23 protein-coding genes are annotated in these 22,859 nt (G+C 54.9%); 9 read left to right on the forward strand and 14 right to left on the reverse strand.

Translation table 11 applies throughout. The annotated features are described in order from the left end of the window. Positions 1-25: 25 nt before the first annotated feature. The 3 genes from phnC to phnE (EHV15_RS06300) are packed head-to-tail and all read left to right on the forward strand — an operon-like array spanning position 26 to position 2,444. A complete protein-coding gene (gene phnC, locus EHV15_RS06290) occupies positions 26-826 on the forward strand; it encodes a phosphonate ABC transporter ATP-binding protein (protein ID WP_128630483.1) in 801 nt (266 codons plus the stop codon). Beyond that, positions 826-1,641, forward strand: coding sequence for a phosphonate ABC transporter, permease protein PhnE (gene phnE, locus EHV15_RS06295; RefSeq protein WP_128630484.1), 816 nt, complete (start codon positions 826-828; stop codon positions 1,639-1,641). Before phnC ends, phnE (EHV15_RS06295) begins: the two co-directional genes overlap by 1 nt. After that, positions 1,638-2,444: a phosphonate ABC transporter, permease protein PhnE gene (phnE, locus tag EHV15_RS06300; RefSeq protein ID WP_128630485.1), complete on the forward strand. Its 807-nt coding sequence runs from the start codon at positions 1,638-1,640 to the stop codon at positions 2,442-2,444. The genes phnE (EHV15_RS06295) and phnE (EHV15_RS06300) overlap by 4 nt, the downstream gene beginning before the upstream one ends. A gap of 337 nt (positions 2,445-2,781) precedes the next feature. On the opposite strand, the gene EHV15_RS06305 is transcribed toward phnE (EHV15_RS06300), so the two are convergent. Beyond that, positions 2,782-3,276 carry a glutathione peroxidase gene (locus tag EHV15_RS06305; RefSeq protein WP_128630486.1) on the reverse strand — a complete coding sequence of 165 codons (495 nt, stop codon included), beginning with the start codon at positions 3,274-3,276 and terminating at the stop codon, positions 2,782-2,784. A gap of 249 nt (positions 3,277-3,525) precedes the next feature. Here EHV15_RS06305 and EHV15_RS06310 point away from each other — a divergent pair, with 249 nt between their 5' ends. Continuing rightward, positions 3,526-3,966, forward strand: coding sequence for a MarR family winged helix-turn-helix transcriptional regulator (locus EHV15_RS06310; RefSeq protein ID WP_128630487.1), 441 nt, complete (start codon positions 3,526-3,528; stop codon positions 3,964-3,966). Between the two features lie 58 nt (positions 3,967-4,024). On the opposite strand, the gene EHV15_RS06315 is transcribed toward EHV15_RS06310, so the two are convergent. Further along, positions 4,025-4,669 carry a glycosyltransferase gene (locus tag EHV15_RS06315; protein ID WP_246061353.1) on the reverse strand — a complete coding sequence of 215 codons (645 nt, stop codon included), beginning with the start codon at positions 4,667-4,669 and terminating at the stop codon, positions 4,025-4,027. A 128-nt stretch (positions 4,670-4,797) separates the two neighbouring features. Here EHV15_RS06315 and EHV15_RS06320 point away from each other — a divergent pair, with 128 nt between their 5' ends. The 4 genes from EHV15_RS06320 (at position 4,798) to EHV15_RS06335 (ending at position 8,533) form a co-directional block, all read left to right on the forward strand. Beyond that, complete coding sequence (locus EHV15_RS06320) at positions 4,798-5,655, forward strand: helix-turn-helix domain-containing protein (RefSeq protein ID WP_128630488.1); 858 nt, start codon at positions 4,798-4,800, stop codon at positions 5,653-5,655. A 90-nt stretch (positions 5,656-5,745) separates the two neighbouring features. Then, positions 5,746-6,768: an ABC transporter substrate-binding protein gene (locus EHV15_RS06325; protein ID WP_128630489.1), complete on the forward strand. Its 1,023-nt coding sequence runs from the start codon at positions 5,746-5,748 to the stop codon at positions 6,766-6,768. Between the two features lie 249 nt (positions 6,769-7,017). After that, the gene (locus EHV15_RS06330; protein ID WP_246061898.1) at positions 7,018-8,223 is read left to right on the forward strand and encodes an MFS transporter; all 1,206 of its coding nucleotides are present in this window, start codon (positions 7,018-7,020) and stop codon (positions 8,221-8,223) included. A gap of 67 nt (positions 8,224-8,290) precedes the next feature. Next, positions 8,291-8,533 (forward strand): hypothetical protein, encoded by a 243-nt coding sequence (locus EHV15_RS06335; protein WP_128630491.1) that lies wholly within the window; start codon positions 8,291-8,293, stop codon positions 8,531-8,533. A gap of 138 nt (positions 8,534-8,671) precedes the next feature. Here the strand turns inward: EHV15_RS06335 and EHV15_RS06340 are convergent, their stop codons facing one another. From EHV15_RS06340 to EHV15_RS06385, 10 genes are all read right to left on the reverse strand, one after another. Then, the gene (locus EHV15_RS06340) at positions 8,672-9,703 is read right to left on the reverse strand and encodes a LacI family DNA-binding transcriptional regulator (protein WP_128630492.1); all 1,032 of its coding nucleotides are present in this window, start codon (positions 9,701-9,703) and stop codon (positions 8,672-8,674) included. A 164-nt stretch (positions 9,704-9,867) separates the two neighbouring features. Continuing rightward, positions 9,868-10,701, reverse strand: coding sequence for a carbohydrate ABC transporter permease (locus tag EHV15_RS06345; RefSeq protein ID WP_128630493.1), 834 nt, complete (start codon positions 10,699-10,701; stop codon positions 9,868-9,870). Beyond that, positions 10,701-11,543: a carbohydrate ABC transporter permease gene (locus EHV15_RS06350; RefSeq protein WP_128630494.1), complete on the reverse strand. Its 843-nt coding sequence runs from the start codon at positions 11,541-11,543 to the stop codon at positions 10,701-10,703. The genes EHV15_RS06345 and EHV15_RS06350 overlap by 1 nt, the downstream gene beginning before the upstream one ends. A gap of 74 nt (positions 11,544-11,617) precedes the next feature. Beyond that, the gene (locus tag EHV15_RS06355; RefSeq protein WP_128630495.1) at positions 11,618-12,997 is read right to left on the reverse strand and encodes an ABC transporter substrate-binding protein; all 1,380 of its coding nucleotides are present in this window, start codon (positions 12,995-12,997) and stop codon (positions 11,618-11,620) included. 237 nt (positions 12,998-13,234) lie between these two features. Beyond that, entirely contained in the window at positions 13,235-14,251 is a 1,017-nt protein-coding gene (locus tag EHV15_RS06360) for a potassium channel family protein (protein ID WP_128630496.1), read from the reverse strand. A 26-nt stretch (positions 14,252-14,277) separates the two neighbouring features. Next, positions 14,278-14,670: a DUF350 domain-containing protein gene (locus EHV15_RS06365; protein WP_128630497.1), complete on the reverse strand. Its 393-nt coding sequence runs from the start codon at positions 14,668-14,670 to the stop codon at positions 14,278-14,280. Beyond that, positions 14,667-15,311 (reverse strand): hypothetical protein, encoded by a 645-nt coding sequence (locus EHV15_RS06370; RefSeq protein ID WP_128630498.1) that lies wholly within the window; start codon positions 15,309-15,311, stop codon positions 14,667-14,669. The genes EHV15_RS06365 and EHV15_RS06370 overlap by 4 nt, the downstream gene beginning before the upstream one ends. A 1-nt stretch (position 15,312) precedes the next feature. Then, positions 15,313-16,545 carry a glutathionylspermidine synthase family protein gene (locus EHV15_RS06375; protein ID WP_246061356.1) on the reverse strand — a complete coding sequence of 411 codons (1,233 nt, stop codon included), beginning with the start codon at positions 16,543-16,545 and terminating at the stop codon, positions 15,313-15,315. Beyond that, positions 16,542-17,318 carry a hypothetical protein gene (locus EHV15_RS06380; RefSeq protein ID WP_425464426.1) on the reverse strand — a complete coding sequence of 259 codons (777 nt, stop codon included), beginning with the start codon at positions 17,316-17,318 and terminating at the stop codon, positions 16,542-16,544. The genes EHV15_RS06375 and EHV15_RS06380 overlap by 4 nt, the downstream gene beginning before the upstream one ends. A 28-nt stretch (positions 17,319-17,346) precedes the next feature. Continuing rightward, complete coding sequence (locus tag EHV15_RS06385; RefSeq protein ID WP_128630499.1) at positions 17,347-17,562, reverse strand: hypothetical protein; 216 nt, start codon at positions 17,560-17,562, stop codon at positions 17,347-17,349. Positions 17,563-17,951: 389 nt separating this feature from the next. On the opposite strand from EHV15_RS06385, the gene EHV15_RS36360 reads away from it, so the two are divergent. After that, entirely contained in the window at positions 17,952-18,101 is a 150-nt protein-coding gene (locus tag EHV15_RS36360; protein WP_178075779.1) for a hypothetical protein, read from the forward strand. A gap of 564 nt (positions 18,102-18,665) precedes the next feature. On the opposite strand, the gene EHV15_RS06390 is transcribed toward EHV15_RS36360, so the two are convergent. Next, positions 18,666-20,087 (reverse strand): hypothetical protein, encoded by a 1,422-nt coding sequence (locus EHV15_RS06390; protein ID WP_128635219.1) that lies wholly within the window; start codon positions 20,085-20,087, stop codon positions 18,666-18,668. Positions 20,088-20,826: 739 nt separating this feature from the next. Next, positions 20,827-22,719, reverse strand: coding sequence for a sigma-54 interaction domain-containing protein (locus EHV15_RS06395; RefSeq protein ID WP_128630500.1), 1,893 nt, complete (start codon positions 22,717-22,719; stop codon positions 20,827-20,829). Positions 22,720-22,859 lie beyond the last annotated feature (140 nt).

Consider the following 22,859-nt stretch of genomic DNA (forward strand, 5'->3'; position numbering starts at 1 on the left):
ATTTTAAATAAAGGATGGTCCTTACGTGATAGAACTTCGCAATGTATCTAAATATTATCCGAACGGCACCAAAGGGCTGGATCAAATCAACCTCAGAATCGAAAAAGGCGAATTCGTGGCCATCGTCGGGCTGTCCGGCGCCGGGAAATCGACGCTCCTCCGCTCCATCAACCGGCTGCACGACATTTCCGAAGGCGATATCCTCATCGGCGGCAAAGCGATCACGAAGGCCGCGGGCAAAGAGCTGCGGACAATCCGCCGCGACATCGGCATGATTTTCCAGAGCTTCAACCTCGTCAAACGCTCTACCGTGCTGCGCAACGTCCTGGCCGGGCGGGTGGGCTACCACTCCACTTTGCGCACGTTGTTTGGCCTGTTTCCAAAAGAGGATATCGAGCTGGCCTTTGAGGCGCTGGATCGGGTGAACATCGCGGAAAAAGCGTACGCCCGGGCCGACGAGCTGTCCGGCGGGCAGCAACAGCGGGTGGCGATCGCCCGCGTGCTTGCGCAAGAAGCCAAAATCGTATTGGCCGACGAACCGGTGGCCTCGCTCGACCCGCTGACGACCAAGCAGGTAATGGACGATCTGAAGCGCATCAATCTCGAGCTTGGCATCACCACGATCGTCAATCTGCATTTTATCGATTTGGCCCGCCAATACGCGACCCGCATCATCGGTTTAAGAGCGGGCCGTGTCGTCTTCGACGGTCCCGTATCGGAGGCGACCGACGCGCGGTTTGCGGAAATTTATGGCCGGCCGATCGACCGGGAAGAGCTGCTCGCCAGCCAGGTGCCGGCCGAAGCTGTATTGGAGGCGCGGGCCTGATGAATACGAACGCAAACCGGCAACCCCAGGCCGCCGCGCTCGCAGGCCGCCCGAAGGCCCCAAGTAAGCTAAAGCATTATTTGACGGCCGTGATCATCATTTTGCTGTTATGGGGCAGCGCAGTAAAAACGGAAGCGACGTTCGGCGAACTCGTCAAAGGAGCCCCGAATATGCTCGATTTGCTTAAGGAAATGTTCCCGCCGAAATGGAGCTACTTCGACAACATCGTACCGGCGATGCTGGAGACGATCCGCATGGCGCTGATCGGCACCACCTTCGGCGCCATTCTCGCCGTCCCGGTGGCGCTGCTGTGCGCCGGCAACCTGACCCGCAGCGCCTGGGTCCGCCAGCCCGTCCGCTTCGTACTGAACCTGGTACGGGCGATTCCCGACCTGCTGCTGGCCGCCATCTTCGTCGCTATCTTCGGCCTCGGTCCGCTGGCCGGTATCCTGGCGCTGTCCGTTTTCTCGTTTGGCCTGGTTACCAAACTGGCTTACGAAGCGCTGGAGACGATCGACCGCGGGCCGCTGGAGGCGATGACGGCCGTGGGAGCCACCACGGCGCAGCGCATTATTTTTGGCGTCGTCCCGCAAATCCAGGCGCATTTCATCTCCTACGTGCTGTATACGTTTGAAATCAACGTCCGCGCGGCGGCGGTGCTTGGCCTGGTGGGCGCCGGGGGCATCGGGCATTATTACGAGGTGACGCTAGGGTTTCTGGAATACGACAAAACGTGCATGATCATCCTGTTTACGCTGGCGGTCGTGCTGATCATCGACTATTTAAGTGCGAAAGTGCGGGAGAAATTGTTATGACGACGAATACATGGCGCGAAAAAGTAACCAAACCGAAAAAAAGCCGTTACCGCTGGCTGATTTACGTTTTGCTTGTCCTCGTTTATATTTGGGCTTTTGCCGGTATTCCTTTTGACGGTATCAAGGAAACCGCCGGCCAGATCACGAAGTCGATTTTTGCCGGCCTGTTCTCGCCGGATTGGGGTTACGTCTATTTGCCGGAGGGCGAGGATTTGCTTAGGGGGCTGCTCGAGACGCTGGCGATCTCCATTTTGGGCACCGTCATTTCCACCGTCGTTTGCCTTCCGTTCGCCTTCTGGGCCGCAGCCAACATGAGCCGTACGCGCTGGATTTCCGGCCCGGGCAAAATGCTGCTGAGCTTCGTCCGGACATTTCCGGAAATCGTCATGGCGCTGCTGTTCATCAAGGCGGTCGGCCCAGGGTCTTTCGCCGGCGTGCTGGCCCTCGGGCTGCACTCGGTCGGGATGCTCGGCAAGCTGTTTGCCGACGAGATCGAAAACATGGATCATGGGCCGACCGAAGCTCTAATCGCCGCGGGCGCCACAAGGCTGCAGATCCTCTGGTTCGCCGTACTGCCCCAGGTGCTCCCGGGATTCCTGTCGTATACGCTGTACCGGTTTGAGATCAACCTCCGCTCCGCCACCATTCTGGGGGTGATCGGCGCCGGAGGCATCGGCACCCCGCTGATTTTCGCCCTCAGCTCGCGCGACTGGGATCGCGTCGGCATTATTATGCTCGGCATTATCGTGATGATCACGATCATCGACTTGATCTCCGGCGCCCTGCGCAAAAAACTGGTGTAACGGCCGGGGCAGATTGGGAGTTAGTTTGGGGGTTAGAATTGCGAGTTAGTTAGTTTGGATTTAATTTGGAGTTAGACCGGCAATCAGACTAGTATCAGATTGGAACTATCCAATAGAATTGGAATTTTTCTGGCAAATACAAAAGCTTGATTGGATATTTCCAACAGATGAGGTTCGGGAGGGCGTAAAACGGGCAATTTGAGCGAATTCTATTGGATATTTTCCAATGAGAGCCCAAAATGGCGTTCGATTTCCGTCCATCTATTGGATTTTTTCCAATTAGGTACAGACGCAGTAAAACCTCCACCCTGAAAAGTGGAGGTTTTACTATCCCTGCTTACGCCCGAACCCCAGCGTCAAGCAGTTCGCGGATATGACCCTCGATTTTCTCCGGTTCCTCCGCCGGGGCAAACCGCTTCACGACCTTGCCGCTGCGGTCGACCAGGAACTTCGTGAAGTTCCATTTGATCGCTTTGGAACCAAGCAGACCAGGCGCTTCGTTCGCCAACAAACGGAACAAAGGATGGGCATCTTTGCCGTTGACGTCGATTTTGGCGAAGAGCGGGAACGAAACGCCGAAATTCAGCTCGCATGATTGAGCAACTTCCTCATCGGTGGCCAGCTCTTGGTTGGCGAATTGCCCGCAGGGAAAGCCAAGCACGGCAAAACCTTGATCCTTGTAGGTGTCGTGCAGCTTTTGGAGTCCTTTAAATTGCGGAGCAAACCCGCATTTCGTGGCCGTATTGACGATGAGCAGCACCTGCCCGCGATAAGGCTCCAGCGTCTGCACCTCGCCCTTGATCGTTTTAACCTCTATTTCGTATAGGGACATGATAAATCTCCTCCATTTTTTACAAGTATGATATAATTAAATTGTATGCAATTTAATTGGAGATGTCAAATGACACTTTCTTGCTCGGCTTAACCCGTGTCCCTGTCGACCCGCGTTCATCCTGCCTTGACTTTTTGCCGCCCGAGCCTTCCGCCTTCCGCCCGCCGATCGCTTTGACTTGCCGCGCCCGCGGGTGCTATAATTACGCGAATAAAAATTGCATACAATTCAATGGCAGGTGATACTCTCATGCAGCCGCATGAATGGATGAAATTGGACAATCAGCTCTGTTTTGCTTTTTATACATGCTCCCGGGAGATCATGAAGTTGTACCGCCCGCTGCTGTCGGAATTTGGACTCACTTACACGCAGTACATTACGCTGCTCTCTTTATGGGAACAGGACAACGTTACCGTCAAAGATCTGGGAGCGAAGCTGTTTCTCGACTCGGGAACGTTGACGCCGCTGCTCAAAAAGCTGGAGAATATGGAGCTGATCACAAGAACGCGGGATAAGGCGGATGAACGCAACGTCATCATCGCGTTGACCGAGCGGGGGCGGGCTTTGCAAGAGCAAGCCGCGCAGGTGCCGCTTAAGCTGTACGAAGGCACCAAGGTGACGAAAGAGGAAATCGTGGAGATGCACAATCACATTAACGACTTTCTGCGCAAAATCGGATCGGCTGAATAAGTCCAAAAAACACCCGTCCCACCGCTGATATACCGGCGGCAAGCGGGTGTTTCCTATGCTATTTGCCCCCCGTCCCCGGCATCCCGAACTTTTGCGGAAACTGCTGTACAATACCCGAAGCCAACACATCGGCCAGCTTGAGCAGATGATCTTTCCCCTGATCAAACGCGTTAATATCCGCCGGCCAGTCCTTGTTCAACCGGGCGTTGAAATCGGCCGTCACTAAATCCATATGACGGTTTAACAATCCGTTCAGCGTTTCGAAAGACCACCGGGAATTCGTTTGGCTCAAAAAAACAGCGATATCCTCGGCGTTGCGGTACCAATCGTCTTTGTATTTATACGCATCTTCGCGATGGCCCCGCTGTACCGCATCCAGATATTTACCCGCCACAAGAACATGTTCCCTGAGCAGATCCGCCAGCTTATTCCCCGCCGTTTCTCCGTAATACCGTTTAATCGCATCCCCGATATCCTGCTGATGGTCCAGCAGCCTCGCAAGCACAACGCTTTGATCGTCCAGTCCGGCACTGGCGCTGACGATGTAGTTTCTCATCCAAAAAGCGTGCTCCATCCACAGCTGGCGGAACCCGGCTTTCAACTCTTCCACCGCCGGGTCCGCATCAGCCTGCAGCGGCAGCAAGGAGGCGAGCACCAGCAGAGGCAGAAAAAGCCGCGTTATTTTATATAGCAAACCTGTCATTTACGTCTTCTCCTCCAGGTTTAAGGATAATGTAGAACGAAGCGTTTATATTATGGATAAATTTACAGGTTTCATTCCTTTCTTAAGTCCCGTTCCTCCGGTAAAATAGAGCTGCAGCCACCACATTTTTGAGGAAGCAGGTGACGCCGGTCGTGGACCTGAACGAATTAGCAAAGCAATTTGCCGCAGGAGAGCTCTCCCTGCAGGGGGTGTATTTCACCCATTTGCAGCCCGGCATTTACAAAGGCCATACCAAGTCCCGCCCGACGCCATACGCCGGCCTGGTTTTCGCCCTGCGCGGACAAGCCGTCTTTACCTTTGACAACACGCCTTACGAGCTGCAGCCTGGCCTGATCGTCCACGGCCCCAGGGGCATGGCATTGCAGGTTGAGGTTGGACCCGGCGGATTCGAATACGCCCTTATTCACTACACGCTGGATTCGCCGGCGGGCAGTTCCCCCGATGCTTATACGCGGACCCATTATATGCTCGATACCGGCGAACAGCCCCGGATCATGGAATTGCTGCGGCTGCTGCAAACGTCCATGACGACCCCCGGCCCTTTGCAGGCCGTCAGGTCCAAGGAGCTGTTTTACGGGACGGTTTATGAAATGTTGAGCTGTGCGCGCAGCCGTTTGAATGCCGGAAGCCGAAGCATGATCGAGCATGCCCTAGGCTACATCCATGAGCATTATATGGAGCCGCTCAATCTGAAAACCTTGGCTGGATTATACGAAATGGACGTCAAAAAATTCGCTTACGCGTTCCGCAAATATGCGGGCATGTTTCCCATCGATTATCTTATCCGGCACCGGATGAGCCGGGCACGCCAATTGCTCGTCGCCACGAGCTGCAGCGTAAGCGAGATCGCAGAGAGCGTCGGTTACGGGGATGCCCATTATTTCAGCAGGTTATTCAGAAAGCATACCGGTTGTTCTCCCAGCGAATTCCGTGCCCAAAGCGGAAATAATCCACCTCTCTTTTGACAATTGTCTATTTCAAACCCTTGGATCGTTCATTATAATGTGATCTGAAAATGAAAATCATTATCAACAGAACGAAGTGGGGGAAAACCGATGCTTGCATCCATTAAACGCTGGGGCGTCCTGCCCATCATCGCCATCCTGTTCATCGTCGCCACGGCAGCCTGCGGAACGCCATCCGCTTCCACTCAGCCGAACGGAAACGACAGCGCCGCCGCGCAAAACTCCAACCAAGACGGAGCTAATACGGGGACAAACGGGAACGGTTCCGTATCCGCAGACGCGGGCGGAGCCAAGTTCCCGATCACGATTCACCATGACAAGGGAGAAACCGTGCTGGAGGAAAAACCGAAAAAGATCGCCATCACCTACTTCCCGTATGCGGAGCATCTTTTTGCCATCGGGGAACAAGATGCGGTGGCCGGCGTGGTCGGGCTGAAATCGCTGCAAAATTTCCCGGTATACGATAGCTTTACGAAACAGGGGAAAATCGCCGACCTGGGCGACACGGCCAATATGGAAAGCATTTTGGCGCTGGACCCCGACGTGATCATCGCTTGGGAAGACGATTTGAAAATTTACGATCAGTTGGCCCAAATCGCCCCTACGATTCTTATCCACCAATCCGAAAACTGGCAGGATACGATAACGAAAGTAGCCGCGGTGTTGGGCAAAGAGGAAAAGGCGGAGCAATATATCGCCGACTATAACGCGAAGTCGGGCGCGCTGGCCGCCAACCTGGACAAGGCCGGGGTGAAAGGGAAAACCGCGATTTTCATGATGACCTGGGGCAAAGGGTTCAACTACTACGGCGGCGTGCGGATGGAGCCGTATTACGAGCGCCTGGGCTTCGCCAAATTCCCGGACATGCAGGATTGGAGCGAAATCAGCCTGGAAGGCGTGGCCGGGATCGATCCGGATTATATTTTTCTCGGCGAGGATTTTACCGGTACGGCGGAGCTTTCACTTGATGAGCTGGGCAAAAACCCGGTGTGGAATCAGCTGAAGGCCGTCAAAAACGGCAACCTTTACATCATCGACACGGAAATCGTCGGGCCGCTGGCCATGGGCCAATCCAAAGGGCTGGACGTCATGGAACAAATTTTGCAAAAATAAGCAGTACCGAGCCTCCCCTTCTCTTCCGGAATTTTATATGGAAGGGGAGTTTTTCTATATGGCCGCCCGCCTAGAAGTGTGTTACGATTCTTCTGTTCGCATATGAACTCATTCATAACACTACTTGTCGGATCGACAGCGGGAGGGCATCACTTGAAAGCGCAGTCTGATACAACGGCACAAGGCTCGGAAACAACCCGTACGGAAGCGGGCCGCGTTAAACCTCGGTTTGCCAAACGGAATTATTATTTGCAGCTGGCGACGGTATTTGTCGGCTTTTTTATTTTCGGATTTTCCGAAAACATTAAAGGGCCCGCGATTCCGCGCATCCAAACCGACTTCGGCATCGACGAAATGCAGGTCGGGACGCTGCTGTCCTTCAACTCGCTCGGCTATTTGCTGGCCTGCTCGTTTACCGCCTATCTGGCGCGCAAATGGGGAGCGAAAGCCGTCACCCTGCTCGCCTTCGGATCGATGGCCGCCTCCGGCGTGCTCATATTCGCTTCCCGCACCTACCCGGCCTTGAGCGGGTCTTACTTCTTCATGTACGTCGGCAACGGCATGCTGGAAATCGCGCTCGCCGTGCTGGCGGCGCGTATTTTCGTCGGCAATACCGGGACGATGATGAATCTCGCCCATTTCTTCTACGGTCTTAGTTCGATTGTTGCGCCGATGATCGCCTCCGGGCTGATGAGCGTGACGATCGGCGGCTATACACTCGATTGGCGCGGCATGTATCTGATCATGTTGTCGCTGTCGGTCATCCCGATGATTCCGGCGTTTCTAAGCCGGTTTCCGGGGGAGGAAGAGCACGGCGGTGAGCGCGTGCCCGTAAAACAGCTGATGCGGGATCCCGCCATCTGGCTGATCGTGCTCGTCTTATCGTTTGGCGTCATTTCCGAAATGGCCGTCGGCGGCTGGCTGGTCAACTTCCTGGAAAAAGCTTACCACTGGAACACCTCCAGCGCCTCAGGCATGCTGTCGGCGTTTTTCATATGCTTTACGTTCGCACGGCTGCTGCTCGGACCGGTCACGGATAAAATCGGCTTCACGCTGTCGCTGATCCTTTTCTCCGTCTTTTCCGGGCTGTGCACCCTGGCCGCCATCTGGGCCGGCGAGCCCGGAGCATTCCTGTTCGCCGCCGCCGGGATCGGGATCGCCCCGATTTACCCGACCGTGATGGCCTTGATCGCCAAGAAATACCGCTCCGGCAGCGACTCCGCCATCACCTTTATCGTGACGCTGATGGGCGTGGGCAGCGTTATCGGCAATTACTTGATCGGCGCCATCACCGACGGCATCAAGAAGCTGTTTGCGAACGCCAGCGACCCGGAGCTCGGCTTACTGCGCGGCCTCCAGGCCGGATACGCCTTTATCGGCGTATGCGCGCTGCTGTGCGCCCTGTGCGGCGCCGTATTGTTCGCGTATTTGCGGAAGCGGAAGGAACTGCTGTGAAATTGCACCGAGCGCAAATTGCGGTGAGCAAGATTTGCGGTGAGCAAGCCTGGGGAAATCCCGCGAAATGCAAAAGGGCATGCGATTTTCGCCGAAATCCCTCGAAATGGGCGGTTCAACTGCAAATATGCAGTTCATTTCCGACTATAAGCTACTTTTTTATCCAATAGCCGCAAATGAGATGTATTTTTGCACTTCAACCGCTCAAAAGCAAAATATTTACAGAAATTCAAATGTACTTTTGCATTTGATCCCATCGAGCCGTCCTTCATCCTATGAAAAACGAGCAACTGCTGAAACTGATTCATGAAGTCGCTGTCAAAATCGGGAAGCTTTCCGCTCTGATTCAGCGTCTACTCTACCGGTGGATGATGGTTTTCTTAAACAAAAAAGATGACTCTGAATAATTCAGCAGTCATCTTTGCCGTTATAGATGGCCAACGCTTCGTTATGACGGAGGGATCGTGGATTCGCGGATCAGCAGCTCCGCCGGGAATATTTTGTGGGCGTGCGTTATTTTTTTGTTGATCAGATCAAACAGGATTTTGATCGTTTCTTCGGCGATTTCCTCCACCGGCTGCTGGATGGTCGTAATGGACGGATTATAATAATAAGCGATGTCCAGGCCGTCATAACCGGCGACGGAGTAGTCCTGCGGCACCGATTTGCCGCTCTCAAAAATCGCCCGGCAGGCACCGACCGCCAAGCTGTCGGAGACGGCAAACAGCGCCGTAAAGTCTTCCCCCGACTCCAGCAGCTCTTTGGTCACGACGTACCCGTTTTCCATCGAATAGCTCTGGATATGCTCCTTCATCGTGCGCACCAGGTTTTCGTTCAGCTCCAGGCCATTGTCCTCCAGCGCTTTTTTGTAGCCTTCGTATCTTAGCTTGCCGATGCTGACGTCCGACATCGGGGCGGTAATGATCGCGATCTTCCGGTGGCCGAGCTTGCACAGGTAATCGGCCATCTTGTAGCTTTCCTTAAAGTCGTCGACGGAGACCGAGGAATATTCCTGCGGATCGTACTCCGGCGTCATGCCGATCGTACTGAGCACATAAGGCACGGTCAGCTGCTCCAGCTTTTCCTTGGCATGCGCGAAATAACCGCCGAGGAACACGATGCCCTTCAGCCGCTTTTCCTTCTCCAGTTCGATCGCCACTTCGATCTCATCCTGATTTTCATCGACCCGCTGCAGGATGAACGAATATTTTTTGCGCTGAATTTCTTTTTCGAAGACTTGTATCATCCGGTTAAAAAAAGGGTTGGTGATCCCCTTGATCAAAACGGCTATCGTTTTTGAGGCGGAACGCTTCAGATTTCGGGCGCTGTTGTTCGGAACGTAGTGGTTCTCCTTGATCACCTTCATAATCATCGCTTTCGTCTCTTCGCTGATGTCAGGATGATTGTTGATTGCCCGGGAAACCGTTGTTACGCCAACCCCGCAAATTCTGGCAATATCGATTATTGTCATTGAAGCCATATCCGATCTTCCCTTACATCGTAATTTCCGCTATTCTCTACAAAATATAGCAACATACTTGGTAGAAAACAAGGGAGGACAGAGTTAGCGCACGGCCGGTTCAGATTCCCCAATCCCAAAAAGCCTGTTACGCCCGTTACCCCCTTGCCCTTGCCCCGCGCGGATTACCCCTTCACGGCGCCGGCAACGACGCCTTCGATAATGTATTTTTGACAAAGCAGGTAAAATACGACGATCGGCAAAATCGCCAGCACCAGCATCGCCATCATCGCCCCCATATCGATCGAGCCGTATCCGCCCTTCAAATATTGGATGGCGATCGGAATCGTCCGGTATTCGGTCCCGATGACCAGCATCGGCAGCAGATAGTCGTTCCAAATCCACATCACGTTAAGGATCGAGACAGTAATCGCAATCGGCTTCAAAATCGGCAGGACGATATGGAAAAACGATTGTACCGGATTGCAGCCGTCAATCAGGTCGGCCTCTTCGATTTCCAGCGGGATCGACTTGACGAAGCCGCTGAACAGGAACACCGACAAGCCGGCGCCGAAGCCGAGGTAGATGACGATGATCCCGGCGGGGTTATCCAAATGCAGGATATTGGCCGTTTTGGTCATGGTGAACATCACCATCTGAAAAGGAACGATCATCGAAAACACGAAAATATAATACATCAATTTCGTAAATCTCGTTTTCACCCGCGTGATATACCAGGCGGTCATCGCCGTCAGCAGCACGATCACGGCCACCGAGCAAACGGTGATGAACAACGACATGCCAAACGCGTTGAAAAATCCGGTTTTGGCCACGCCCTCCGTATAGTTCTTCAGGTTGACGAACGTCTGACCGTTCGGGAACTGAAACGGCGTATCGCTAATAAAAAACTTGCCCTTAAAGGAGTTCATCAGCACGATCAGAATCGGAGACAGAAACAGCACGCCGAGAACGAGCAGCATGGTAAATTGCAGCGCGTCTCTTCCTTTTGTTTTTGGCATCAGTTTTCAACCTCCTTGCTTCTCGTAGCCAGCAATTGCACCAGGGCGATCAGCGCAACAAGCACGAAAAATACGACCGCTTTCGCTTGGCCGACCCCTTCCCAGCCGACGCTGCCGTAGAAGGTATTGTAAATATCGAGCGCCAGCATAGAGGTTTGCTTGGAAGGCGCCCCCGCGGTCAAAGCGAGGTTCTGGTCAAACAGCTTAAACGAATTCGACAGCGTCAGGAACAAGCAGATGGTGATGGACGGCATCACCAGCGGGATGGTGACGTTTTTCAATATGCCGAAACGGGTACATCCGTCGATTTTGGCCGCTTCAATTACTTCTTTGGATACGTTTTGAATGCCGGCAATATAAATGATCATCATGTACCCGATTAATTGCCAATTCATAAGAATCACAAGCCCCCAAAACCCGTACGCCGCGCTGGAGGTCAAGGTAACTTCAAACTTGTACAAAATCCCGTTCAAAATGAGCTGCCAGATGTAGCCCAGAACGATGCCGCCGATCAGGTTCGGCATGAAAAAAACGGTGCGGAACAGGTTGGTTCCTTTTTTCCCCCGGGTGAGCAGCAGCGCGAGGAGAAAAGCGAGCACATTTACGCTAATAACGGCCACGACGGTAAAGCGGACCGTAAACCAAAGCGCATTCAGAAAATCCTGATTTGAGAAGGCTTTGACATAGTTGCCGAGGCCAACCCATTTGGCGTCGGTCACAGTCGTAAACTCCGTGAACGACAAATAGATGCCGAGCAGAAACGGAATGATAAACATAACGGTAAAAGCCAGTATTGTCGGTAATGCAAAAAGGGCGAAGTATTTTTGTATCGATTTTTGCATGGGCCTCTCTCCTTACCCGGATTAAAGCGGCGGCGCACCCGGCCGGAAACGCCGCCGCACTACAAAACTTAATTTTATTTGGCTCTTTCGGCTTTCCAGGAGTCCTTCACGGTCGTGACGACGTCGTCCCACGTTTTGTTGCCCTGCGCGTATTGCAGCAGCGCGTCGCCGAATACGTTTTTGAACTCTTCGCTCGGGAAGGCCGCAAACGCCCACGGCACCGAGGTAATGCCGTCTTTGTTCATCCAATCGGAAACTTCTTTCGCCAGCGGGTCCGCCGGTTTTTCGCCCTCGTTAAACGTATTGAACGGAGCGATGAAGCCAAGCTCGTTCGTCACGTACGCCTTGCCTTTGTCGCTGGAGAACAGCCACTCCAGGAACGCGATCGAAGCTTGCTGCTTCTCGGGCGACACTTTGCTGTTGATCGCCAAATAATTTTCCGTACCGATGGCCAGTCCTTGGCTTTCTTCCCCGGACATCCCGGTGTAGATCGGCAGGAACTTGATGTCTTCCGCCTTCACGACGTTGCCGTCAACTTCGTTGATTTGCGCCCAGGCCCAGTTGCCGTTTTGCACCATGGCGGATTGCCCCAGCGCGAACTCGGCCATGGAATCGGTGACCGATTTGCTTCCGAGCAGCGCCGGTTTCGTCACTGAGTTGTTGATGTACAGATCAAACAGGTTTTTGAAGTTTGGATTGTATTTGAATTCCACTTCCGTTTTGGACATCCCCGCCAAAATCGGATTGTCGAAGGCCGTATCCTCTTTGAACTCATAGTAGAAAGGATAGTTGGCCAAGTGGGTCTGCCATCTCCACTGCTCGCCGGAAGCGAGGGAGGTCGAGGAGAATACGCCTTTGATGCCGAATTTGTCCGCCTTCGCCGTCATATCTTCTACAACCGCTTTCAACGTATCGAAGTTTTTCACTTCATCCATCGACGCAATCGAAACGGCTTTGTCCGGCAAAGCAAAATACTTCTGCATAATTGCGTTGTTGTAAATTATCCCGTAGCCTTCCACGACATAAGGAATCCCGTAAACGCCTCCATCGCTCGTAACGGCCAGGCTTTGGTCGGACAGATAGCTGTACAGCTTCGTATCCTTCAGATCCAGGCTGTAGTCCTTCCAGTTCTGATAACCGACAGGGCCGTTGATTTGGAAAATCGTCGGCGCATCGGATTTGGCGATTTCCGATTTCAGCGTCGTTTCGTATGTTCCGGCCGCAGCCGTGACCACTTTCACCTTCACGCCGGTTTCCGCCTCGTAATCTTTGGCGATTTTCTCGTAAATCGCGGCGATCTCCGGCTTAAAGTTCAGGAAATAGATTTCTCCCGCTTTCCCCGAATTGCCGCCTCCGCCGTCACCCGCTTGCCCGCTTCCGCCGCCGCAGCCTGCCGCCAGTCCGGCGAACAAAGTCAAAGCCAGCACAAGACTCCACAGTTTTCCGACCTTCATGTTCGTTCCCCCTTGAGAGAATGGTATAAATTTTAGTGGAATGAATACGCTTCCGCACATTGATGAATGCGCTCTCGGTAACGATTCCGAAAACCGTTCCGGCATCCTTATCGGTAACGTTTTCAGTCACAACGCAATAGTAGCACACTTGTCTTGAGGTCGGCAATACATATTTTTCTAAAAAACAAAAAAACGCCTGACGGCGTTTTTAGGTTAATCCATAAAATCCAGCGCTATTTAGGCTCCGCTGATCCGGCGGTAAGTCGCCTCGTCGGACACGATGTACAGGCGGGCTTCCGCCGGAATCGGCTGGTCGAGCTTGCGGTTGATGCCAAGATCGCCGCGGTCGGCCAGCAGCGTAGCTCCTTGCCGCAGCAGATCTTCAAACGCTTCCCGGTACGTTTTCCATTCGGCTTTCGCCCGAATTTCATAGATGTCGTCGCCATGCTGGCGGCTAAGCAACTGGCGTATCAGTTCCGCGTTCCCTTCCTGCAGCGCGGAACGAACCGCCAGTCTGGAGATGGCGTCATGGGAGAGAACAAACTCGTTCACTTGAACATGGCGGAAGTTCTGGATATTTTTCTCGTGCGTGATTTCCACGGTCGTATGCACGTGCGGAGCCAGGCGCTCGATGCTGGAGGCGATCAGCAATGATTTGCCGTCGATCAGGGAAAATTCGTCAATCCGCGCATCGGCGAAAATAATCGCCGCCCTGGCCTTGCCGATGCCCGCCTTAATCAGCGTTTCGTCCGCGGCCGGGTCGCCGCTGACGAAATGAATCTGATGCATGTGCGCCAGCGGATGCTGGCCGATCTCATCGACCAGCACGATCTGGTTGCCTTGGGAATAACTCAAAATTTCCTCCACCGCCGACTGCGCTTTTTTGCTCCAGTTGATCAGAATGATATGATTTTCGCCCCGAAAGCTCAAAGCTCCCGCCCCTCTCTGCCGCTGAAGGCTTCCTATGGAATCGATCACTTTGCCGATCACCAAACTGAGCAGCCCGATCCCAAAAATGTACAAAAAGATCGTAAACACTTTTCCCGGCACCGTTTCGGCAAAAAAGTCCCCGTAGCCCACGGTGGCCATCGTCGTTAGCACCCAGTACAGCGCATTAAACCAGGTCCCGAACGTAGCCGGCTCCAACCCGTAAGCGATCGTCGCGCTCAAGCTGACAAACAGGACGATCACGAGCGCCAGCGAGGTTTTGCGCAAACGCATCAACCGCGTCGTTATTCTGAGCAAAAAATGCACGAGGGCCGCCCCTTCCCCGGATTCTATTAAATAATCAGGCTGCTCACGGCAAAGGCCATGCCGATGAACACCAGGCAAAGCAGCGTGCCGACGGCGACGTTGCCCTTCTTGAGCTGGTCGGAGACTTTGAACCCGGGCGTCACCAACTCAAAAATCCAATACGAAGCGATCAAGCACACGTATCCCACAGCAAACCATAACATCATGTGCCAAATCGAGGTGTTCGTATAGGCCGCTATCCCGAGAATAATCGCCGTACCCATGAACTTCCCGCCGAGCGCCAAAGCCACGGCCACATTTCCTTTTTTCAGCTCTTCCATGTCGCGATAGGGCGTCATCCAATTAAAAATGATCATCCCCAACAACTGGAGCAAGATCATTACGATCACGCTTACGACAAGATTAATGACTACCGTCAATTCGCCCACCCCCGAAATTTCGCATACGCCAAATCATAATCGGCAAAATCATGCACTTCCTCCAGCACAACCGACGCGGTCTTGGCCTGCTTTAAAGCCGTATACCGCGCGTCGTCGATCGGCTGCTTAATGCGGTTGCCGGTCGGCAGCTCCAACACGGCAAAATTCCGGGTCTGCCCCTTGTATTCCGTTTTGTACACGCCGACCAAATCAACGTCCGTCGTCACGGACACCTTGAGTTCGGCCAGGTCTTTTTCGGCGGTGGCCTGATCGGGGTAAGACTTCAGCGTCGTCCAGGAGGACAAACGCACTTCGTTTTTCTGGTTCTCGTCGGTCGTCAGCTCGGCATCCATGAACTGGAGCACCCAAATCTTGTCGCCCGTCGCATAGTTATTGTCGTTCGGCAGCAGATCGTTATCGGGTAAAATCGTCATGTCGCTTCCGACCAAGTCGCCAACCGTCCCCTCGACGAGCCGGTAATCCCACGGCACGCGCGACGTCGTTAAACTCGTTTCCGCCCCTCCGGCATCCGTGGATAACACGCTATTTTGCCCACCGCAGGCGCTTAGCGCCAGCACGGCCAAAACGGCGACGGCCGCCGCCAGGAAACGCCGGACCCAGGCTCTATTTTGCAGCTGCATTTTATTTCACTCCCAACGCGATAAAATGACTGGCGTTGCCGGTAATCGGCCCGCCGGCCCGGCCAAGCAAACCGCAGGGCGTTCCGTTCAGGACGAACAGGCCGGTCAACAAATGAAGTTCGCCTTCCGCCGTTTCGATGCGTGCCAGTTCCGCTCTTTTTTGGTACACCGAGGGGAACAGCACGCTGCTGTCAAAGCCCTCCCGATCCTCCAGCTCAAGCTGCCCTTCCGCGTCAAACATGCGCACGGAACCGCCCTCGCGCCCAAACATCGATTTGGACACGAAGCTGCCCGAGAAGACCGGTTTATTATAGGTCGGCAGGACGTAGCGGGCGATCGCCTCGCGCTCTTCCGCGTCGAACAGCAGGCCCAGCTCATACAGCCCCCAAGCGGCGGCGAGCAGGCCTTTGGATTGCAGCAAAATGCTGTGCGGCCCATTAAACAAGGTTAGCCGTCCGGTTTCGATCGCGTAGCTCAGCGCTTCGCCCCCATCGTCCACCGCCATCCACTCTTTGGGGTACAAAGCAAACATCCGTTCAATCGCGCGGCCGTCTTTATTTTTCAGAACACCTTCATCCACCCAGAGCTCCAGGCAATCCTCGTAAAAAAGCTCCAGCCCGCTGTGTCTGCCCAGCGCTTCGATCGTCCCCGAGTCCTCAAGATGGCGGCCGTATTCCATGCAAGCCACGGTATCCGGGCGTTCGAGCGCCCAAGCCTCCTTAACCAGCTCTTTCATCCGCATGTTGGGCGAAGCGTACCCGGCCTGCTCCAGCACCCACGGCGTGGCGATCGAGGCTTCCACGTAACCCGTCGGCGTATCGGCGTTCAGCTCCAGCAGCTTGATGGTGCCGTCATTCGCCACAGCGAAATCAAACCGCGCGTAACGGCTGATCAGCCCCGGCTCCGGCAGCGGCAGATCATCGAGCATGTTCCACAGGATCGGCGGAATCCCGATCAGCTCATACAAATCGCGGCGGCGATGTACGTAACGGACGGTTTTGTCCAAAATGCGCCAGATGGCGGTCGCCGCTTGCTCCAGCTCTTCATTGACGGCTCTGGGCATCAGGACGATCTGGTCGATCCAGTATTGCTCTTCTTCGATATTCGCCCACGTAAATCCGAGCTCATGCAGCCGCTTCACCCGTTCGCTCCGGTCCGGATGGGGCCGGCCGATCACTTCGAACACGCCGCCGTTCATTCCGCCAGCCGCCCCGTTGGTCATCCCGCCGCTCATCCGCCGAAAAACCCTTTGCCGCCGCCGGACTTCGAGCCGGAAATCGAGCTTTTGCTCGAAGAAGAACCGGAGGACGTGCTGGAAGACGAGCCGAGTCCGCTCGATTTGCCGCCGATTCCCCCAGCCTGCGACGAGGTGGAGCGTCTGACGATCGACCCGGTGGATGAGGTCGAGGTTTTCGGACGCACGACGGAACCGGCCACCTGCTTGTTCTGGAACGTTCCGCTGGAATACGTGCGCGGAGCGTAAGGCGTATTGGTGCCCGCGTAATAACCGCGGTGGTTGTCGTACCAGCGGCTCGACGAATAAAACGAACCGTTGTTGAACAGCAGATGGTACAGCAGCATGTCATCCCAGCCGAATCCTGAGCTGTAATGGTTGACGACGGTGGTGCCGCCGGAGGAGCCGGAAGCGCCGTCCGTCCCCGTACCGCTGCCGGCTTCGGCGCCGCCCTGCTGCTCTTCGTCCGCCGGAAGCGGAATGCTCCAGTCTACGTTTTTGTCAAAATACTGCTTCACTTCATCCGTCGACCATTCGACCAGCTTCGGTCCGTCCCCTGCCGTATCACCGCTGGTGGCCGAAACTCCGGGAGCGGGAATCAAAAAGGCGTTGGCCAGCAGGGCGATCCCCAGCGATGTGGACAATACGCGCAGCGGCTTGCCGTCCGGAGTGAAAAATTTAGAGCCGGCCGGCTCTTCCGTTGGCGACAATGGCGATATGGTCTCCGTCGGTTGCATTTGCTTTTTCGTTACTGCTTCCTCTTCTTTCGCCAAATCCGAACCCTCCTTACGAAAACATCCTTTAATCGTGCGCGATCGGAATGAGCAGAAGCTCCAATTTCCCTTCGTCAACGTTCAGACGGCCTTCCACCGCTTCATATTCGCGGTTGCCGACAACGAGATAATTCACATGCTCAAGCGCGGCGACCATGTTGGCGCTCCAGGTGCGCTCTTCCAGCTCCCGCAGCTCCCCGTCCGGCATTTTCTCATATAATTTCACGCTCATGCCTTGGTCCAATCGACTCACCCTTTCCATATAAAATGCGTGTTCAAAAAGTCGGCTTTTCAGCACCGAGAAAGTTGGATGAAGCTAGGGACTGAGTAGCGGAGCGTAGGTCGGGCTACGTGAGCAACGGAAGGCCCGGCTGAATTCAAGATTCGACGTCGAATCTACTTCATGACCAACTTCGTGATCAAAAGATGACTTTTTGAACTACCTCTTTAACATACTATCTAATGATACGTAATGGAGCCTCTCCAGTTTCATGAAAGATCAGGAAAAACCAAGGGTAAGGGATGAATAAAAATTTTAGATTCCACAGGTGATTAAACTTGCGGAATATCTCCATCATCAAGCTTTTACGTAACCCCTGCTTGTGGGTATAATGTGTTTAGGAAATACGCAAAATGAAAAATACCGCGATGCTGGATCGCGGTAGACAAGGAACGATGGGCAACCACGGCGAGATTTTCAATCAAATAAACAGAAAAACCACCGGATGGCGCCAACCTAATCCCGGTGGTTTTTCTTGTCTTGTGCCTGCTTGCGGGCGGTAAGTAACGTGGTAATTCCGGTCAGTATCCCGATCAGCTTCGTCACCCCGTCCAATAGCTTTAAGCACAATTTTAAGAAAAACGCCTGACGGCGTCCTTTACTGGCTCTGACTTCTACTTTGGAGCGATTGGAGGATCTTCCTAAACTTTGGGCGCTGCTCTAACGGACACCAGCGACCTTATCCGCCCATTTCCCGGGTATTTCCCAGTCTAACGGACACAGGCGATCCTATTTCGCTCTAAACCCGTTCATCCGGGCCGATTTGAGGTAAATAAGGTCTTCTGTGTCCGTTACATTTTATAATCCTCCGTTTTTTTGAAAATAACGGCTCTGGTGTCCCTTAGCCCCCAGATTCTCTCCCCTCTCTACCTGCGCATCGCCCTCTACCATGCCCGCAAGTAGGCAGAAAATCGCCTCCCTGATCCCAAAATAAACCTGAGTTCGATTTTATCAACATCGATGTAGGCATCCCCGGCGTTCTCCCGTCTTTCCCAATCGACACAACCGGTACGGTCCGACCAGCCGTTGTGCAGCACGCAACGCGAACCGGGAGAACCGCTCGTTAGCTACACCAAAAACATCGCCACCACCGTCGTTACGGCCAGCCCGACCAGCACTGGCTTCAGGTTGCGCCGTGCCAGTTCGAATGGGCTGACGCCGCAAATCGCCGCGGCCGGGATCAGCGCCCACGGGATCAGCGTGCCGCCGCCGACCCAGATGGCGGCCACCTGGCCGAGCGCGGTCAGCGTCGCCGTCCCCGAGCCGATGGCGGTGCCGAACAGCCCCGCGATTGAGCCGGCCAGCGAAATGCCCGAGAAGCCGGAGCCGTCCAGGCCGGTGATCGCTCCGGTGACGGCCAGCGTAATCGCGCCGACGATGCCGTTCAGCGGTACGACGCCGGCCAGGGCCGCGCCAAGGTCATTGACGATGCCGTGCGACGTTTTGGGCAGGACCTCGCCGAACAGTTCCGCAAACGCGGCATCGCCGAGGTAAAAAAAGGCGGCGATCGGAATGACCGGGCCGAACACCTTAAAGCCGAAGACAAGCCCGTCGATCAGATAGGACGTGACCTTCTCCAGGCCGCGGTTTTGGTGAGCCAGCAGCGTCACCGCGATCAAAATCAGCACCGCCGTCCCGCCCACAAGCGCCGTCGCATCGCCGCCTTGAAGGTGGAGCAGGAGCATTGCCACCACGTCGGCGGCGAACAGCAGCGGAATCAGGATGGCGAGCCATTGGCGGGCTTTGGGGTGAAGCGCGGCCGGCTCCACTTTGCCGGGTGCATGTTCATCCCCCAGCACGCCGCCCGCGCCGGTTTTCGCTGCGGCTAGCCCGTCTCTCCAGACCCCGTTTTGCATGTCCCGGCGCATCATCCAAAAGGCCGTGACGGTGCTCACCAGGCCCATCACGATCACCAGCGGCACGCTCGCCGCCATGACGCTGCCGACCGGGAGCCCGGCGGCATCCGCCGTCAATTTCGGCGCGCCTTGAATAATATAGTCGCCGGACAAGGCGATGCCATGTCCGAACAAATTCATCGCGACGGCCGCGCCAAGCGCCGGCAGCCCGACGCGGAGCGCCACCGGAAGCAGGACGGCCCCGATCAGGGCGACCGCCGGCGACGGCCAGAAGAAAAAAGAAGTCACCATCATAATGAAGCCGATGCCCCAATACGCCATCGAAGGCGTGCGCAAAAAACGCGTGAGTGGCGCCACCATCGTTTCGTTGATGCCGGTCCGCATCAGCACCCGGCTCATCGCCACGATGATCGAGATGATCATGATCGTACTCATCAACTCTTTGGTGGCGTAGATAAACGAATTGAAAATGCCCGATACCGAACCGCTGAGCGTTCCCGTCGCAAGCAATCCCAGCGCAAATATGCCGGTCACACAAATCATTGTCGTATCCCGCCGCTTGATCATCAGCACCAAAATGAACACGATGAAGGCCAGATACACGTAATGAATCGCCGATAGCTCTATTCTCATCATGATGTCACGCTCCTTTTCCAAGCATATTGTGCTATATGCTATGCAGGTGCCCAAGCAAGAGTTCGACCCATGGCGCTAACTGGTGTTTGGTTGTGTCGAAGTTTGGCGTTCGAAGTATGATGGCAGTGAGGTAAGAGTGAAGTAGGAATGCGGCAGGAGTGAGATAGGAATGAGGTTGCAGAAAGGCGGCAATGAGGTAGCGTGAGGTAATAGTAGATAAGGTAACAGTAGATAGTAAGGTAACAGTAAATATAATGAGGTAACAGTAGTTAGCAGGGTGAAAGAGTCAAGATGGCAAGTAGATAAGGAGGAGTGAAGTCCAGTGAAATGTGAAACTCAGTAAAATGTGAAACATCCTGCGAGGAGAAAGCAACGTCAGCGAAGTAGCAACATCCTGCCAAATAGTAACATACTGCGAAGTAGCCATATCCTGCAAACTAGCATCATCTTGCGAAGTAGCCATCATCCTGCAAATTCATCATCTTGTGAAGTAGTAACATTCTGTGAGGTCCAGAATTCCACGAAATGCAAAAGTGCATGCGGATTTTGTCAAAACCTCCCGAAACGGGCCAACGAAATGCAAAAGTGCATTTCAATTCCGCCAAAAACATCGAAAATTTCTGAAACGGCCCCGAACAACTGCACTTTTGCAGGCGATCATCCTTGAAGGGGGCATTCGCGGAAAATGAGATGTACTTTTGCATTTGATCCATTCGGCTAGACCAAGCTGCCCAATCTAAACCAAATTGTAGTCCCTGATTTTTTTGTACAAGGTTCCGCGGGAGATGCCGAGCAGCTTGGCGGCATTGCTTTTGTTTCCGGCAGCGCGCTCCAGCGCCTCCTTCATCAGCTCGATTTCTTCTTCGGGCGTAATTCGGGGCTTCAACATTCTGGCCGAAGGCTCCAAGCCTGATCCTCCCGACTTCTCCATTCCTTGTCCTCCGGCCTGACCGGAAGCGGAGTGAGCCTCCACGGCCCGGTTGGAAGCGGAGTGAGCCCCCATGACCCGGCCGGAAGCGGAGAGACCCTCCCCGCCACCTCCCTCACCGTCAAGCTCCAGCTGAGCCTGCCGCTGCTGCAAAGCCCCGGGCAAGTGCTCAAGCGTAATCCGGTCGTTTTCGCTCAAAATGACGCAGCGCTCCATCACCGCCCGCAGCTCGGTCTGGTTCCCTGGCCAGTCGTAATTCATAAAGGCCAGCATCACTTCCGGGGCCACCGCTGGGACCGGCTTTTGATATTGCAGCGAAAAGGTGCGCAAATACGTCTGGATCAAGGTGGACAGATCCTCCTTGCGTTCCCTGAGCGGCGGCACCTTCAGCGCAACAATGTTCAAGGCGTAATACAAGTCCGCCCGGAACTTCCCTTCCTGCACCAGCCGCTCCAGATCCTGCGCCGTGGCCGCGAAAATCCGTGAGGACACGGCGGTCTCCTCGCCGCCACCGATCCGCGCAACCGCGCGGCTTTTCATGAATCGGCACAGCTTATCCTGGACATCCGGCGAGAGGCGGTCGATTTCGTTCAAAAACAGCGAACCCCCGTCGGCCGCCTCCAGTTTGCCGGCCTGCCCGGACGGCCTGCCGGAAAAAGCGCCTCCCTGATAGCCGAATAGCTCCGCCTCGGCCAGTCCTACGGGGATGGCGCCGCAACTGATCGACAGAAACGGCCCCTCGCTCCGGCGGCTGGCCTGGTGGATCACCTTTGCCAACTGCTCCTTGCCTGCCCCGGTTTCGCCGATGAACAGCACGGGCGAATCGGTTTCGGCGATTTTTTTGGCGATCTTGACCACTTTGCCCATGCTTTCGCCGCGGGCGTGCAGCAGCGCAAACGGATCCCGGTCGCTCATTTTATGGGTCAGCAGGCGCGATTGCGCGGCCCCCAGCTCGTCGTTCAGCTTGACGAGATGCGTGATGTCCTGCTCGGTCGCCACCCCGCCGATGATTTCGCCGCCACCCTCCGCCACGATCGGCGAAGCGTTGATCAGGACGTGAGTGTCCGGCCGCGGACGGTGATACGCTCCCTGCAGCCGCCGGCCTTCGTCCAGAATCTTCAGCACGACCAGCGCTTCCGGATCGAAATGCTCCCCGATCGTCCGCCCAACGATGTCCTCCTTGGCAATCCCATACACTTCTTCGGCGACCAGGTTCCAGCCGACCACGGTCCCGTTCCGGTCCACGACCGTTACGGCATCGCTGACCGTCTCCAGCAGTGTCCGGAAATAAGCCAAGGTTTGCCGCTCAGCCTCCCCCGCCGCCAACAGCATCTCGCTAAACGGGCAGTACCCGGTCGGCCGCCCTTCCTCGTCCGCGACGACGATGGCCGCCCGGCTGCCCGTCTCAGGCAGCTTGGCGATCAGCTCATGCACCGGGCCGCTTACGCTCAACTCCTCCTCGCGGACAACAACCGCCGCAAAAGCCGCGCCATGCGCAGCCAAATACTCGCCGATGCGGCCCGTCACCCCCTCGAGCAAGCTGGCGTCGCGGGGCGCCAACAGGCACACTCCCCCATCCCCCGCCGCCGTAATGGCCACCTTGCCCTGCCGAAGCGCCGCCAGCAGCGCAGAAACTTTTTCCTCCGGCTTCAGTTCTAAGAAATCCCGGCGAATCAGCCGCTCCCGTTCAACATTGAACATATCGATTACCTCGCACGTCGTCACAATTTATTTGTAAATCTAACATGAAAAAAGCGGCGTTTCAATATTCGTTTAACGAGATTGTTTGACGCGCAGGCGGAGAGAAGGTGCAGTAATCGGGGTCTCAAACTGTTCATTTT

Source organism: Paenibacillus oralis (genome assembly GCF_003863965.1).
GTDB classification, from domain to species: domain Bacteria; phylum Bacillota; class Bacilli; order Paenibacillales; family Paenibacillaceae; genus Fontibacillus; species Fontibacillus oralis.